The sequence below is a fragment of the uncultured Mobiluncus sp. genome (genome assembly GCF_963511525.1).
In the GTDB taxonomy this organism is placed as follows: Bacteria; Actinomycetota; Actinomycetes; order Actinomycetales; family Actinomycetaceae; genus Mobiluncus.
Genome location: NZ_CAUPIY010000011.1, coordinates 26,111 through 40,376, shown reverse-complemented (window position 1 = coordinate 40,376; position 14,266 = coordinate 26,111). Strand labels below are relative to the sequence as shown.

Below are 14,266 nucleotides of genomic sequence, written 5' to 3'. Positions count from 1 at the left end.
CCCGGTAAAGTGAGAGGGGAACCTAGTGAAGGGGCAACAATGAACACTACGCAAGCCGAAGCTATCGCCGCGAACCCGCCGCAAACCCCTGCTGAACTCAAGGAATACCGAGCCACCATCGACAACATCGACGCCGCGCTGGTGCATCTGCTGGCGGAGCGGTTCCGTTGCACCCAAAAAGTCGGTCAGCTAAAGGCCCGCCTGGATTTGCCGCCGGCTGACCCCGAGCGTGAGGCGCAGCAGGTGGCGCGTCTCCAGGCTTTGGCCGTCTCGTCAGGGCTCGACCCCGATTTCGCCAAGAAGTTCCTACGTTTCATCGTTGACGAGGTCATCCGCCACCACGAAGCGGTGCGCGAAACGCCCTCTCACTAACATTTACGCGTCATTTTTCGCAGATGAAAGCGGATTTCTCGCTAATTAGGTAAGGCAAGCCTTGCCAATTGTTTTGCATTATGTCATGATTGGCAGCGTCGTTAAGTCTTAAGGAGAAATTCGCATGAAAGATAGAATCATTGGTTCGCTGCCTACCATAGTGTTGGGCCTGCTCATTGCCATCGCGCCCCGGACTTTTGCGCCGGTTTGCGAGTTTGCTGCCAAACACAGCTCCGGTATGGAGAAAATGTCCGGGATGAAAGGCTCCGGCGGCATGGATCACATGGGGCAGGCTGGCAAAGCGATGGGCGAGGCTCATCAACATATGGCGTGCTACTGGACTGCTCAAGCCAGCTTGGGGATTGGAATCCTCCTGCTGGTCATCGGGCTGCTGGCATTGTTCATGGACTCTGAGATTCGCACCGGTTTGAACCTGAGCGCGGCGCTCATCTATGTGCTGGAAATTTCGATTGTCACCGTGCTCATCGGAGTGTGCAAAAACGAGGAAATGTCTTGCAATGTGTACGCTATGCCCACGCTGTTGGTGCTGAGCTGTATAGGGATTCTGGCAGTCGGTGCGGCGATATTCCTGGATCAAAGGAAGCGCCCGGAACTTCAGAAAGCCGCGGCATAAACTGCAATGCAAAGCAGCCAGATAACCTGGGGCAAACTCCCTTTTCGCAATCTCAAATATTACCGTTACCGCAGTTTAGGACTGTTCCTGGTGGCAGTCCTGCTCAGCGCGATAACGTTTGGTGCGGGGATGGTTTCGCTGAACCTCAGCCAAGGTTTGTCGTCGGTCAAGGAGCGTCTGGGGGCGGACATAATGATTGTGCCCTCCCAGTTTGAGCAGTCCGCAAAGGATATTTACCTCTGCGGGGGAAAACCGAGTGGGTTCTTGCTGCCGGATGACGTTTCGGATTTGGTCGCCAATGTTGCCGGGGTGGAACGGGTCACCACGCAAACCTATATTGCTTCCCTGATGGCGAGTTGCTGCGAGGTGCGGCTGCAAATTATCGGCATTGATCCGGACACTGACTTCGTCATTAAACCCTGGATTCAAGCCACTTATTCCCGTGGTCTGCAGGACGGGGAACTGGTCGCGGGGTCCAAAGTCCAGATTAATGCCCAGGGCAAGATTCGCCTGTTTAACTATGAATTTCCGGTAAGCGCGCGGCTGGCGCCGACGGGCACGAACCTGGATTCGTCTGTGTTTGCCAATCTGGCGACCACGAAAATCCTGGCGCGCCAAGCTGAAAAGGTGGGGCATCCGGTCTTGTCCCAAGATCAAATTGGACACCGGGTTTCCGCAGTGATGGTAAAGGTCAAGCCCGGTTACGCCCCGGAGGACGTGGCGCAGTATATTTCCAAATCCCCCCAGCTAAAGGGCTTGGGTTTTGTGTCCGCGAACGGGATTAGTTCCCGGCTCAAGGAGGGTGTGGGCCACATTGTGGGCGCCCTACAGGTTTTTCTGGCTGTCTTTTGGGCAGTATCACTAGCGGTATTGGTGACGGTCAACTGGGTCAGCGTCATGTCTCGGAGCAAAGAACTGGGCTCGTTGCGGATAATGGGCGCCACCAAGCGGATGCTGACCGCAATGTTGCTGAAAGAGAATCTGCTGGTCAGCCTGGCAGGCGGCGTGCTGGGGCTGGGACTCAGCACGGCGCTACTGCGGCCATTTGGCAATGCCATTCAAAGGGCTTTGAAGCAGCCCTATCTGCAAAGTGATCTGTGGAGCCAGTGTTCGCTGGGCGTTCTCATCTTGGTGACGGTGTGCCTCAGCGCCGTTCTGGCCAGTGCTATCTCAGCGATTCGCATGTTGCGAAAAGAAACTTACCAGGTCGTGCGGGAGGGGCAATAGATGCTGTTGGAACTGTGCGAAGTGACCAAGAAGTTTTCGCGGCGAGGACGGGAGTTCAACGCGGTAGACAGTGTGAGCTTGAGTATTGATACCGGCCAGTTTGTGGTCATTTCAGGCAAATCGGGTAACGGAAAAACAACCCTGCTGAACCTCATGATGGGTTTGCTGCGTCCCAGCTCAGGAACGGTTCGGGTGGCAGGAGAGGATCTGTCTGGTCTCTCGGACCGGGAACTGTCCCAGCTGCGCCGGTTTCGTCTGGGCATGATTACGCAGCAGCAAACCCTGGTCAGTTCCCTCAACGTTTTGGATAACGTGGTGCTGCCCGCGACTTTGCGGTCAAAAGGGCGGTCGTCGGGGGAATCGTCGCCGGTGGCGGTGGAGTCTTTGCCCGTCAATCGCGCGTTGGATTTACTGGAAAAGCTCGACATTGCGGACCTATCACACGCCTGGCCCGCAGAACTGTCCGGGGGAGAGATGCGTCGGGTCGCCATCGCCCGAGCACTCATGGCCCAACCGGAAGTTTTGTTGGCGGATGAACCGACCGGCGACTTGGACGACGACTCTACCGCGGCGGTGCTGCGGCTATTTCACGAGCTCACACAAGGGAGCAGCACGGTCGTCATGGTCACGCACGACGCGGCCGCTTATGAATACTGCAACCGCAGGTTCAATATGCTAGACGGCCACCTGGAAGAGCTGCGGTAGGGCGAGGGCATTTTGTTAAAAATCAACCCTGAACAGCTAAATTTGCTATAAGGCAAGGCTTGCCTTATTTATTATTTTTCTGTAGCCTTGTCATGTTTCGATTTAGAAAGAAGTTGAGGAAATCGTGGACGCAACCAGAAACCAGCCTTCTCTGTGGGCACGTGGACTGCGGTTTATCGTAGGTTTTTCCGCTTTGGTGGTGGCGCTAGCCTTCGGCGGAGTGGTCTGGCCCAGCGCGGCCACACCCCAAGATTCCGATCTGGGTGAATGGTCTGAGGTCGTGGCGGTAATGCAGGAAAAGCTCTCCGCGGTTCCGGAAGCTGGCGATCCGAGCGCGGTCCAGACTCTGATTCGTCAAGCCTACTATGAGAACTACCAGACGAGCGGACTGGAGGACCAGGTCAAACACGCTTTGGGGCGTGACGTCGACGATAAGTTTGTCGCCGAACTATTAAACTTACGCAATCTCAGCCGTGACGGCGCGAGCCCGGAGGCACTGCGAGAAGCCAGCGACAAAGTCATAGACCTGCTTAAGGAAACGGTAACTAAGCTGGTCAAAGCCCCGAAGGTGGCGGATCAGTGGAGTAGGGTCGCCGACACGATTGCGCAAACTATTACTGATGCCCAAAGTGCCTACGTCAAGGGACAAGCCGACCGGGCATTCACCCTGGCTACCGAAGCGTACCTGGGACATTACGAAGCTGACGGGTTTGAAAACAACACCATTGTGCACAAAGGTTTCAGTCGCGTGACTGAGATTGAGGGCATGTTCAGTGACTTACGACAGGGCTACAAAGACGGTCGTGACCGGGCTCAACAGGAGAAACTTGGCAAGGACCTGATTGCGAAGCTGACTGAGGACGCGCAATTTTTAGACTCGAAAACGCAGGACACGGGACCGCTAGGGATTTCCGGTTTCTTTGCCGCTTTCCTGATTCTGCTGCGTGAAGGCGCGGAGGCACTGCTGGTCGTGGCGGCGTTGGTCACCTACGCGTTGAAAGCGGGACGGCGCGACCAGCTGCGGGGAATCCTAGCGGGCGTGGGTATCGCCGTGGTCATTTCCATCGGTCTGGCTATTCTGTTTGGCCAGCTCAGCGCCAGCGTGCAGAGCGGAATGGGTCAGGAACTGCTGGAGGGAATCACCGGCCTAGCGGCCGCCCTGATGCTGATTTATGTGTCTAACTGGATACTGAGCAAGTCCAGCGGCAAACGCTGGGAGGAATACATAAAGGCGACCGCGGGCGAAAAAACCGCGTCGGGAGGCGTTTTTGCCCTGGCATTTGTGTCCTTCCTCACCGTGGCCAGGGAAGGTGCCGAAACCATCCTGTTCTTTTACCCGATTGTTGCCGGGGCGAAAACGCACAGCGATTATTGGTTTATCGTTTTGGGTGGCGTAACGGCGGTAATCATCCTCGCGATTCTATTCGTGTTGGTCTGGCAGTTCGGGGTACGCCTGCCGCTCAAGCCGTTCTTTAAGTGGACTTCAATATTGCTGGCGTTGCTGGCGGTAGCCATCGTGGGCGGGGCAATCAAAGAGCTGCAAGAGGCCGCTTTGGTCGGGGCGCATGTGGTGCCTTCCGTTCCTACCGTGGTGTTCCTGGGGATTTATCCCACTGCGGAAACCCTCGGTGCCCAGCTTATTACCGCCGCGGTATTGGTCGGCCTAGCTCTGTTGCAACGCCGCCAGGCAAAAGCCGACCAGCCCGAGGCAGGCCACTCCGAGGCAGGCCACTCCGAGACTCGTTCCGACACCCCTATCTCGGAAAGTAATGATAAAGCTCCCGAAGAAAACTCTTCGAGGGAAGACACACAAGACGCTGTCGAAGCACACAGCGGAAAGGAAGAATAATGAAGAAGAAGCTACTGGCTCTGGCAGCCGTCCTGGCGATGGGAGCGAGTCTCAGCGGCTGTGGCGAAAACCCGGACAACCAGGCGAAGCCGCAGGACTCCAAGCCGGCGACGACTGGGCAGGAACAGCCGGAAACCCCCAGCGATCCTAATGTTGTGGGTATCAAGGAGATTCCGGTTGGGGATTCTGGCGAACAAACCAACGGGCCGCTGAATGTAAACGTTGTTTATTTCCAGGCTGTCGATATGGAGCACGGCTCAATGAAGATGCCTCCGGCTTCCGAGTCCGATATGCACTTTGAGATTGACGTTTCCACCAATGAAAAGGCCGAAGAATTCGGATACCCGGCCGATTCATACCTGCCCTACCTGGACGATTTGAAGGCCACAGTTAAGGATCAAAAGACCGGTGAGGAAACTGACCTGGGCACCATGATGCCGATGATCGCCGTTGACGGTCCTCACTATGGTAACAACATCAAGCTCAAGCCCGGTCTGTACGATGTGACCATCACCATCCCCTCTCCGGAGGACAAGTTCATGCTGCACACGGGTAAGGATTCCTCCGCGGTCAAGGGACGTTTCTGGAAAGAACCGCTGAAGTTCGAGTTCAAGAACTGGCAGTGGGACGGGCAGATTCTCTAAGTAGATTTCATTGCTCAAGTTATTTGTTGTCGCCCTCCGCTACGGGCTGCCGCTATTCGTGCCGCTGGCAATCTTGCTGGCAACACGACCGCATACCCCGATGGAACGCCGAGTCGTGGCTCGGATTACCACCGTGGTGTTGGTGGTGGCAGCCCTAGCGGCGGCAACGCTGGCATGGTTTCGACTGAACACGAATCTGATAGATGTTCCCACCATGAACTTCTATCTGGTTCCAGTCATGCTGATTTGCTCGCTAGGCTTCCTGGGAATGTCGTGGTGGTTTGGCGCCGCCGACCTCTATGACATTAAACAGAGTGCTAAACATCGGGCGCTGCTGGTGGCCTCGCTGTTGACTGCCGTCAGCATCATCATCAATTTCGGCTTTGAATACGCATTTTCGACCGATGAAATTGTGCTGATGGGATCCTCTCCGTTAGAAACAGAATCGCTGGTGCGCTTTTCTGGATTTGCGTTCGGATCGCTGCTGGTGGTCGTCGCCGGCTGGGCCTACGTGCGCGCCACCAGGCTGGTTCCCGCCATGGTGCGTTTGGCAATCACTACCGCGGTATTTTTGGTAGTTATCGGTCCGCGTTCCATTCTGCTGTATCAACAGCTCGCCATACGTGGTTTCCTGCCACGGTCACGCACCATCTTTGAACTTGTGTTGTGGATTCAAAATGCCAACACCGTCATACTGCTGACCCTGGTGGTGCTGACCGCCATTCCTGGTATCATCGCCATTTGGTTCGGTTCCAAACCCGTCAACGTTTCCGGCCCGGAAGCGCGTCTAGTGAAGGCGGATCGGATTACCCGCCGTCACTTTTTAGAGCTGGCCTTGGGCGGCACGGTTGTTTTCGTTACCGCCTTGACCGTTGGCAAGCGCGTGGCGGAGGCTGTTCCGGAGTTATCCCCGATAGAGCCTTCCACCGTGAAAGGAAATGTGGTTTCCGTCAGTCGGGAGCTGGTGTCTGATGGACACCTGCATCGGTTCGCCTACGTGACCGAGGACGGGACACAAGTTCGTTTCATCGTCATTCAAAAGAACGCCGTAGCCTACGGTTGCGGCCTTGATGCGTGTGAAATCTGTGGCGAATCCGGTTATTACGAAGACAGCGGGAAAGTCATTTGCCGGCGCTGCGGGGTCATGATGAATATTCAAACTATTGGCTTTCCCGGTGGCTGTAACCCCATTCCGATTAAGTATGAAGTGGGGCCGAAAGAATTACGGTTTTTTGCTGACGAGCTGAGTGGGCACGCCAAAATCTTTAAAACCAAAATAATCTAAGGCTCTAAGGTATAAGTTTCCATGTTCTTTTTCAGGATGATTTTCAAGGCGTTACGCCGGCAGGTCGGTAAACGCCTCATGATTGCGCTAACGATTTTCTTAGGGGCAGGTCTCACAACTTCCATGCTGTCGGTCATGCTGGATGTCGGGGATAAAATCAAGCAGGAACTTGGCTCTTACGGTGCCAATATCCAAGTGCTACCGCAAGGAAAATCCGTAGTTTCCCAACTCTATGATTTCGAGGATACGGATAGCTCGGCGAATTCCCAGTCTGGAGCGTTGCAAGAATCCGAGCTGGCCAAGCTGAAAACCATTTTTTGGGCTTATAACATCGAAAACTTTGCTCCGTTCCTGGAAACCAAGGCAGATTCCTCAGGCCAAAACGTTGATGTAGTCGGGACCTGGTTTCGCAAGAAGCTAGCCATCCCCACTGGGGAAAAAGTCGATACCGGCATGGCGGATATGCGCGACTGGTGGGAAGTCCAAGGCAGTTGGCCGAAAGCCCCCGATGAAATCATGGTCGGAACAAAACTGGCTCAGCAAAATGGCTGGCACCTGGGGGACTCTCTGACCTTGAAACCCCCGCCCGGAGTGGCTGGCTCCGCACCCAGCCCAACTTTGACTATCAGCGGTATCTTTACTTCCGGTTCCAATGAAGACCGGCAACTATTTGCGGATTTGAGCGTAGCTCAGAGCCTCTCTGGCCGTCCGGGCCAGGTCGACCGGGTAGAGGTGCGGGCTATCACCACGCCGGAAAATGACTTGTCGCGCCGCGCTGCCCGCGATCCCAGCTCACTATCTCTGGAGGACTGGGAAACCTGGTACTGCACCGCTTACACGTCCTCAATCGCCTATCAGATTGAGGAAGTCATGAGCAACGCCGTGGCCACCCCCGTGCACCAAATCGCCGACAGCGAGGGCACGATTCTGGAAAAAACCCAGCTCATTATGACTTTGGTGGCCATTCTGGCCATGGCGGGTTCCGCTCTGGGCATTGCTAACCTGGTGACCGCCTCGGTGATGGAACGTTCCGCCGAGATCGGGCTGATGAAAGCTTTGGGGGCGCGCAATCTGTTTGTGGTGCTGATGATTTTGACGGAAACCTTTATCGTGAGCCTGGTCGGGGCCGCGTTCGGATGTGTGGGCGGAATCGGTCTGGCCCAACTGGTCGGTCACCTGGTATTTGGGGTCAGTATCAATATCCGCCCGGTGGTGTTCCCCCTGATGGCGGTCATCGTGGGGCTGACGGTTTTGCTGGGCTGTTTACCTTCAATCCGGGCGCTGGTGACTTTGCAGCCGGCGCGGGTCCTGCACAGAAAGTAGGCGGGAATGAACTCACACAAACGCATGTTCGTGCGCATCATCTGGAAAGCCTTTGCGCACCGTTTCTCCCGGGTCCTGATTGCTTCCCTAGCAATCGCGATGGGCGCCTCCACTCTTTCCGGGTTGGGGCTGGTGGCGGTGACAGTTCCCGACTATATCGCCAAGGAACTGCGCTCTTTCGGGGCAAACCTGGTGGTGCTGCCGCAAGGCTCCAACGTCATTACTCCGGAAACGGTGTCTGCCATCGACCGGCAGTGCGGCGAGAGCCTGTTGGGGCGGGCCGGCTACAGTTACGGTAACCTGCTCTACGGTCAGCAGCCCGTCCCCCTCATGGTGACGAAATTTGCCGACGCCCGGTCAGTGAGACCCTACTGGTCAATTGAGGGGAAAGTGCCGCAGGGCAGCGAACAGATCCTGTTAGGGGTGAACCTGGCAGAAAAATTCCGTCTGCACGTTGGCGACCTGATCGGCCTCAAGGTGGCGCAGCTGCGGGAAAACAACGATGAGGAGAACTCAGGAGACGTTAAACATTCTGGCAAACAGCTGGAAATCTCCGGGCTGCTGCGCACCGGCGGCCCCGAGGACGACCTGGCGGTGTTGAGCCCGGACAGTTACACCGCTATGGGTGGGGTTGCCGACCACTATAGTTTGGTGGAATATTCCCTGAAAGGTGATACTTCCCAATTGAGCGCTTTAGCGAAAACCATCGGAAAAAAGGTTAACGGGGTTGACGCTGAAGTGGTGCGTCGGACTACCCAAAATGAAACCCGCATAGCCCATACTCTAAGCAACCTAATTTGGTTGGTCAGTATTATTATTTCCGCCCTAATGCTCATTGCGGTATCCGCGACACTCAGTTCGATTGTTTCGGAACGCGCCCGCGAGATTGGGCTGAAAAAGGCCTTAGGGGCTTTGAGTAAGGACGTGTTCACGGAGCTTATCGGGGAATCGATACTGTTAGGGCTGTTCGGAGGCTTCTTGGGAGTGCTGCTGGGAATCGGTCTGGCCGATTACATATTGCAAAAAGTTTTCCTGGCACGAGTAGAAATTAACTGGATAATTATAGTCCTCACGATTGTTTTTTCGGTAGCAGTAGCGGTTATCGGTTCTCTGTGGCCGGCTAAACGTATTGCCCGAATTAATCCTATAAATGTTCTTGGTGGAGAGTGAGAATGCAATGGCAGATAACAATGATGAACAATTGATTTATCGAGTCGAGAATGTGTCTCGAAAATACGGCGAGCTGGCGGCGCTGGATAATGTCAGCCTCGATGTGACTCGCGGCGAATGGCTCTCGGTAGTGGGGCCGTCCGGTTCGGGCAAGTCAACCTTGATGAACATTCTGGGCTGCCTGGATTCTCCCACCGAAGGACTGGTTTACCTGGAAGGTGAGCGTCTGGACAAAATGGGCGAACTGGAATTGGCCGCGGTGCGCCGCCGCAAGATTGGCCTCATCTTTCAACAGTTCCACCTGGTCAAGCACCTCTCGGCGGTAGAAAACGTGATGATGGCCCAGTACTACCATTCCCTCCCTGATGAAGCCGAGGCGATGGAGGCACTAGACCGGGTGGGCATGTCCGCTCGCGCCACCCACCTCCCTCATGAACTATCCGGAGGGGAGCAGCAGCGCGTGTGCGTGGCTCGTGCCCTCATCAACCACCCTTCCGTCATCCTGGCCGACGAACCGACCGGAAACCTCGACGAGGCAAACGAAAACATCGTTATCGACTTCTTTTCGCAGCTGCATCGTGAGGGCACCACCCTGCTGGTCGTCACCCATGATGCCAACGTTGCTCGGCAAGGGCAGCGTCAAATCATTTTGGAACACGGAAAAATCGTCAGCGAAGTCCACAACCAATCGCAAACCGCAGAAAAATCTGACCCACAAACGCTTGAGACGGGACAAAAAGATGCGTAAAACGACCGCGGGGGCATTACTCGCAATCGGCATGGTCGCCCTCAGCGGTTGTGCGACTTACCCGGCGGCCTCAACGTTGCCGGACGGGCAATACGCGGGCAGCTCGCAGCCCGAAGAGGACGGTACCGTCGGCAAAATTCGCTTCACGATTAAGCACGGTCAGGTGGTTGACGCTGAGTTTCGTCTCTATGACAAAGACGGGACGGTACATGACGAAAATTACGGGAAAACCGCCAGCGGCGGGATAGACACGGAGTTCTACCAGCGCGCCCAAGACGCTATCAGCGCTGAACAGCGTTATGTGCAGCAGTTCCAGAGGACCGGGGATCAAAATAAGGTCGATAGGGTGGCCGGGGCGTCCTTGTCGCATCGGCTGTTCCTCGACGCGGTTCAGGCGGCTATGGACGCCGCGCAAAAGTAGGCGTTCGTGCACCTCGCGCAGACTTTGCACGGAGAAACCACGATTACCTTCGCGGCGATGGGGACGCTGGTGACGGTCTCGTGGCGCAGCACTCCCCAGGTCGCGGAAGTCCTGAGGGTGAGTCTGCCGCAAAGGGTGGAGCAGTTGGAGGACGATCTGTCACGGTTTCGGGCGGATTCTCCCGTGAGCCGCCTGAACACCGAGTGGACGGATGTCGGGCCGCACTGTACTGCGGTGTTTCGGGCTGCTCAGGTTTGGTCGCAGCGTACCGGGGGGTTCTTTAAACTATTTCCGTGCCTGGGTGTGGGCGCCGAAACGCTGCAGTTGCGGGGCGAACAGGCTCGTCTCACCGACGGCGTGGGGTCTGGGGGCCTGGATTTGGGAGGTATCGCGAAAGGTTACGCGGCTGCGCAGCTGGCTTCCCTCATTGCCGAATCGGGGGGCAGCGACATCTTGGTGTCGTTTGGGGGTTCGTCGATTGTGGCGCCGGACCGCCGGGCCACCATTAGAGTGCAATCACCCTGGACAGGCTCGGAATTCTTGGGAAACCTGCAGATAGAAAACGAGTCCCTCTCCTTTTCCGCGCTGCCGCAAACGCAGATTGTCCCCAGTCTGGTGCGCAGTCACATTCGCGGTCTGGACGGGCAGCTCACGTTTACCGATATTTGCGCGGCACTTGTGGTGGGACCTGACGCGATGAGTTGCGAGGCGCTCTCTACCGCGCTGATTGCGGGGGGCACGCCTTTGCTGCACGATTTGACTCAGAAGGGCGTTTTGGGTGGGGCGAATCGTGCCCTAGCCATGACTTCCAACGGGAGGGTGTTTGCCGACCCCGCGCTACAGTTGAGTATCACCTTAGATTTGCCCGAACCGCTGCCACTGAGCCCCGTGTTGGCGGACTGATGCCGCAACGGGCTGGTGCGGACCGGCGGCTTTTGCCCAGCCGGTAGCCAAACCAAAGTTCGGCACAGAGCCTACAATTTACCTAAACGCTCCCGAGGGCGAGCGCGAACCCCAGGAGGCGGACTGAACGTAAATGTGTGACTGTGCAGGAAACCTCGCGGCCGTGCCCGACGCGGTGGTGATTTTGGCAGGAGGGACCGCGAAACGTTTGGGCGGGGTGTCTAAACCCGATTATCGGGTGGGAGGCATCAGGCTCATTGACTGGGTTTTTGCCGAAATCGAGCGCACCAGGTGCTCAGGTCGGGTGGTCGTGGTCGCTCCTGAGCACCTGTCGGTTCCCCCCGGGGTGGTGCTGACATTGGAAGATCCCCCTCTGGGTGGACCGCTGGCGGGCCTCAATGCCGGGATAGCGCAGTTGGAGGACCTGCCAGATTCCGCGGTCGTGGCAGTCATGCCTTGTGACGCTCCGCTGACCCCAAGATTGTGGGTGAACTTGTGTGCACAGTTCGAGGACTGTGTCGGGGCAGCGCCGCTGGTGGACGACGGTGAAACTCGACTCCAGTACCTGCACGGTTGCTATCGGCTGGGCGCCTTGCGGGGACTCGATCAGGTGCGTAATCGGTCAATCCGCAGCGGTTTTTCCTGCCTGGAGGTGGCCGCGGTGGCGGACCCGCAACATTATTGCGCGGACGTCGACACGCCCCAAGACGCGCGTGAACTGGCGGCGCGTCTAGAAATTCCCCCGCCGTAGTTGAGGCTTGATTCTCAGAAACCGCGTTCCATTTTTGAAGTACGGTTCATTTTTTGCCCAATTTCGATGGATTTATGAACTATAGTTCATTTTTTGGATGGTGACCCCGCCACGGCCCGCTCCCGGGCGGCACCCTCTCAGCTGGCCCTTATGCCTGGGTCTGGTCAAGCTGTTCAATGATGTAATGCAGCAGGGGAAGCACCACCTGCAAGGCATCCGCGACCCCGCCCGAGGAACTGGGGCAGTTCACGATGACCGCTCCACGAGAAGTCCGGGAAGTCACTCCAACTACGGCACGAGACAACACCGATTGTGGTGTGTTTTTCAGACCTACAGCGCGAATCTGTTCGGCAATCCCCGGCAACTCCACATCGCACACCGCCAGAGTTGTCTCGGGCACGATGTTTCGGGCGGAAACCCCGGTAGAGCCCACAGTCACGATGAGGCGCGCACCGGCCTGTTGCGCCCGTTCAAACTCGGCACGCAGGGGAGCCGCGAGGTCATCGATGACTTCCTCGCGGATTACTTCAATCCCAAAGTCGCTCAGCAGTTCACGAGCTTTGGCGGCACCTTTTGGTGGTTTATCGCCGCTGACCACTCGTGAATCAACAGTGATGATGGCCGCGGTTACCTGGGAATGCTCTGCCACGATGACCTCCTGAACCCGAAATCTCCATTTACGCATCTGCTACGTAGCTAAATTACTACCAGTTTATAGCCGCAAACGACACGTTTCTGGCTCTTGGTGCCGATGAATCGAGGTTGATTACCTGGTTAAACGCGGTTACATGACCTGGATTTTAAAATCTGCCAAAGAAACGTTTAACTCTGTTAGCTTTTAGACAGGTGTTCAATAAATGCCATAGTGGCTTATGAATCAATGGGGAGAGAAATGACCGCAGACGCTCAGAAACTAGATACCTCCGGAAAACTGTTGAAAAACTGGAATCCCGAAGATTCCCAGCAGTGGAGCTCAAAAATAGCCTGGACGACCCTGGTGGTTTCCACCTACTCGATGATTATGGCGTTCTGTGTGTGGTTCTTGGTGTCGGCATTGGCGCCAAAACTCAATGAAATTGGTTTCGGACTCAGCAAGGCACAGTTGTACTGGCTGGCAGCGATGCCGGGCCTGTCCGGGGGCCTGATTCGTTTCGTCTACACTTTCCTCCCTCCGGTGATTGGAACGCGCAAGTTGGTGGGGATTTCTTCAATCCTGTTCACCATCCCCATGTTTGGCTGGTTTTTTGCGGTGCAAAACCCGGACACTCCGTACTGGTGGCTGCTGGCGTTGGCTTTCATGTGCGGTATCGGCGGAGGTTCTTTCTCGGGATATATGCCGTCAACCGGCTACTTTTTCCCCAAGCGTCTGTCCGGAACCGCTCTGAACCTCCAGGCCGGTATCGGAAACTTGGGTATGTCTATCATTCAAATCGTCGGGCCTATCCTCATGGGATTCTCCCTGTTCGGTTTGTCTTGGCTGGCTCCGCAGAGCGGTTCCAACGGCGATATCTGGGTTCACAACCCTGCCATCTTCTTTGTTCCCTGGTCCCTCGTGGCAGCCGTCCTTGCGTTCACGCTACTCAAAGATGTTCCGGTGAAAGCCAACATTCGGGAGCAAATGGACATCTTTTCAAATAAAAACACCTGGTTCATGACTCTGCTCTACGTGATGACCTTCGGGATTTTCTCGGGCGCCTCGGCTCAATTCGGTTTGCTCATCAACAACAACTACGGGCCAGATTCAACTCTGCACCTAGCTGTACAAGGTGCCACCTATGCTTTCCTCGGTCCGCTCATTGGCTCCATAGTGCGGGTTTTGTGGGGGCCGCTGTGCGACAAGTTCGGCGGGGGTCTATGGACATTCGTTTCCGGTGTCGGCATGGCCGTCACGCTGGCGATTTCCGGATTTTTCTTGATAAATCCCCAGTCCGCCGCAGACTTTAATGGGTTCCTCTGGGCGATGCTGATTATGTTCTTCTTTGCGGGAATCGGCAACGCCGGCACCTTTAAACAGATGCCGATGATTATGCCCAAACGCCAAGCCGGCGGAGCTATCGGCTTCACGGCTTCAGTAGCTGCCCTCGGGCCGTTCCTGGTCGGAGCGGGTCTCGCCGTTATTCCGGCGGCACAGTTCTTTTTCGGTGCCACCGTGTACTGCATCTTCTGTTCCGTTCTGTGCTGGGTACTTTATGCCCGCAAGAACGCTCCGTTCCCCGGTTAGACCTTGTCAAGTG

The 14,266-nt window shown here is 56.1% G+C and carries 15 protein-coding genes; 14 read left to right on the top strand and 1 reads right to left on the bottom strand.

Translation table 11 applies throughout. From position 1 onward, the window contains the following. The first annotated feature begins 39 nt into the window (after positions 1-39). From RQ935_RS08125 to RQ935_RS08065, 13 genes are all read left to right on the top strand, one after another. Entirely contained in the window at positions 40-372 is a 333-nt protein-coding gene (locus RQ935_RS08125) for a chorismate mutase (RefSeq protein WP_311497935.1), read from the top strand. Between the two features lie 124 nt (positions 373-496). Continuing rightward, entirely contained in the window at positions 497-1,006 is a 510-nt protein-coding gene (locus RQ935_RS08120; protein ID WP_311497934.1) for a DUF4418 family protein, read from the top strand. Positions 1,007-1,012: 6 nt separating this feature from the next. Then, positions 1,013-2,233, top strand: coding sequence for an ABC transporter permease (locus tag RQ935_RS08115; RefSeq protein ID WP_311497933.1), 1,221 nt, complete (start codon positions 1,013-1,015; stop codon positions 2,231-2,233). Continuing rightward, on the top strand, positions 2,234-2,938 hold the full coding sequence (locus RQ935_RS08110) for an ABC transporter ATP-binding protein (RefSeq protein WP_311497932.1): 705 nt from the start codon (positions 2,234-2,236) through the stop codon (positions 2,936-2,938). 124 nt (positions 2,939-3,062) lie between these two features. After that, a complete protein-coding gene (locus RQ935_RS08105; protein ID WP_311497931.1) occupies positions 3,063-4,787 on the top strand; it encodes an FTR1 family protein in 1,725 nt (574 codons plus the stop codon). Then, positions 4,787-5,431 carry an iron transporter gene (locus RQ935_RS08100; protein WP_308535237.1) on the top strand — a complete coding sequence of 215 codons (645 nt, stop codon included), beginning with the start codon at positions 4,787-4,789 and terminating at the stop codon, positions 5,429-5,431. Before RQ935_RS08105 ends, RQ935_RS08100 begins: the two co-directional genes overlap by 1 nt. 10 nt (positions 5,432-5,441) lie before the next feature. After that, positions 5,442-6,716, top strand: a complete 1,275-nt coding sequence (locus RQ935_RS08095) for a DUF2318 domain-containing protein (RefSeq protein WP_311497930.1) — start codon at positions 5,442-5,444, stop codon at positions 6,714-6,716. Between the two features lie 21 nt (positions 6,717-6,737). After that, a complete protein-coding gene (locus RQ935_RS08090; RefSeq protein WP_311497929.1) occupies positions 6,738-8,039 on the top strand; it encodes an FtsX-like permease family protein in 1,302 nt (433 codons plus the stop codon). 6 nt (positions 8,040-8,045) lie between these two features. After that, positions 8,046-9,209, top strand: coding sequence for an FtsX-like permease family protein (locus RQ935_RS08085; RefSeq protein ID WP_311497928.1), 1,164 nt, complete (start codon positions 8,046-8,048; stop codon positions 9,207-9,209). A gap of 7 nt (positions 9,210-9,216) precedes the next feature. Next, positions 9,217-9,957, top strand: a complete 741-nt coding sequence (locus RQ935_RS08080) for an ABC transporter ATP-binding protein (RefSeq protein WP_311497927.1) — start codon at positions 9,217-9,219, stop codon at positions 9,955-9,957. Continuing rightward, complete coding sequence (locus RQ935_RS08075) at positions 9,950-10,378, top strand: FMN-binding protein (RefSeq protein ID WP_299296007.1); 429 nt, start codon at positions 9,950-9,952, stop codon at positions 10,376-10,378. Before RQ935_RS08080 ends, RQ935_RS08075 begins: the two co-directional genes overlap by 8 nt. A gap of 6 nt (positions 10,379-10,384) precedes the next feature. After that, positions 10,385-11,281 (top strand): FAD:protein FMN transferase, encoded by an 897-nt coding sequence (locus tag RQ935_RS08070; protein WP_311497926.1) that lies wholly within the window; start codon positions 10,385-10,387, stop codon positions 11,279-11,281. Between the two features lie 133 nt (positions 11,282-11,414). Then, positions 11,415-12,032: an NTP transferase domain-containing protein gene (locus RQ935_RS08065; protein WP_311497925.1), complete on the top strand. Its 618-nt coding sequence runs from the start codon at positions 11,415-11,417 to the stop codon at positions 12,030-12,032. Between the two features lie 148 nt (positions 12,033-12,180). On the opposite strand, the gene RQ935_RS08060 is transcribed toward RQ935_RS08065, so the two are convergent. Beyond that, positions 12,181-12,681, bottom strand: a complete 501-nt coding sequence (locus RQ935_RS08060; RefSeq protein ID WP_298634550.1) for a molybdenum cofactor biosynthesis protein B — start codon at positions 12,679-12,681, stop codon at positions 12,181-12,183. A gap of 243 nt (positions 12,682-12,924) precedes the next feature. Here RQ935_RS08060 and RQ935_RS08055 point away from each other — a divergent pair, with 243 nt between their 5' ends. Beyond that, entirely contained in the window at positions 12,925-14,253 is a 1,329-nt protein-coding gene (locus tag RQ935_RS08055) for a nitrate/nitrite transporter (RefSeq protein ID WP_311497924.1), read from the top strand. Positions 14,254-14,266: the final 13 nt, after the last annotated feature.

Coding starts and splice junctions, on each gene's coding strand:
- RQ935_RS08125 (WP_311497935.1), top strand. CDS start 40: ATGAACACTACGCAAGCCGAAGCTATCGCCGCGAACCCGCCGCAAACC.
- RQ935_RS08120 (WP_311497934.1), top strand. CDS start 497: ATGAAAGATAGAATCATTGGTTCGCTGCCTACCATAGTGTTGGGCCTG.
- RQ935_RS08115 (WP_311497933.1), top strand. CDS start 1,013: ATGCAAAGCAGCCAGATAACCTGGGGCAAACTCCCTTTTCGCAATCTC.
- RQ935_RS08110 (WP_311497932.1), top strand. CDS start 2,234: ATGCTGTTGGAACTGTGCGAAGTGACCAAGAAGTTTTCGCGGCGAGGA.
- RQ935_RS08100 (WP_308535237.1), top strand. CDS start 4,787: ATGAAGAAGAAGCTACTGGCTCTGGCAGCCGTCCTGGCGATGGGAGCG.
- RQ935_RS08090 (WP_311497929.1), top strand. CDS start 6,738: ATGTTCTTTTTCAGGATGATTTTCAAGGCGTTACGCCGGCAGGTCGGT.
- RQ935_RS08085 (WP_311497928.1), top strand. CDS start 8,046: ATGAACTCACACAAACGCATGTTCGTGCGCATCATCTGGAAAGCCTTT.
- RQ935_RS08080 (WP_311497927.1), top strand. CDS start 9,217: ATGGCAGATAACAATGATGAACAATTGATTTATCGAGTCGAGAATGTG.
- RQ935_RS08075 (WP_299296007.1), top strand. CDS start 9,950: ATGCGTAAAACGACCGCGGGGGCATTACTCGCAATCGGCATGGTCGCC.
- RQ935_RS08065 (WP_311497925.1), top strand. CDS start 11,415: ATGTGTGACTGTGCAGGAAACCTCGCGGCCGTGCCCGACGCGGTGGTG.
- RQ935_RS08055 (WP_311497924.1), top strand. CDS start 12,925: ATGACCGCAGACGCTCAGAAACTAGATACCTCCGGAAAACTGTTGAAA.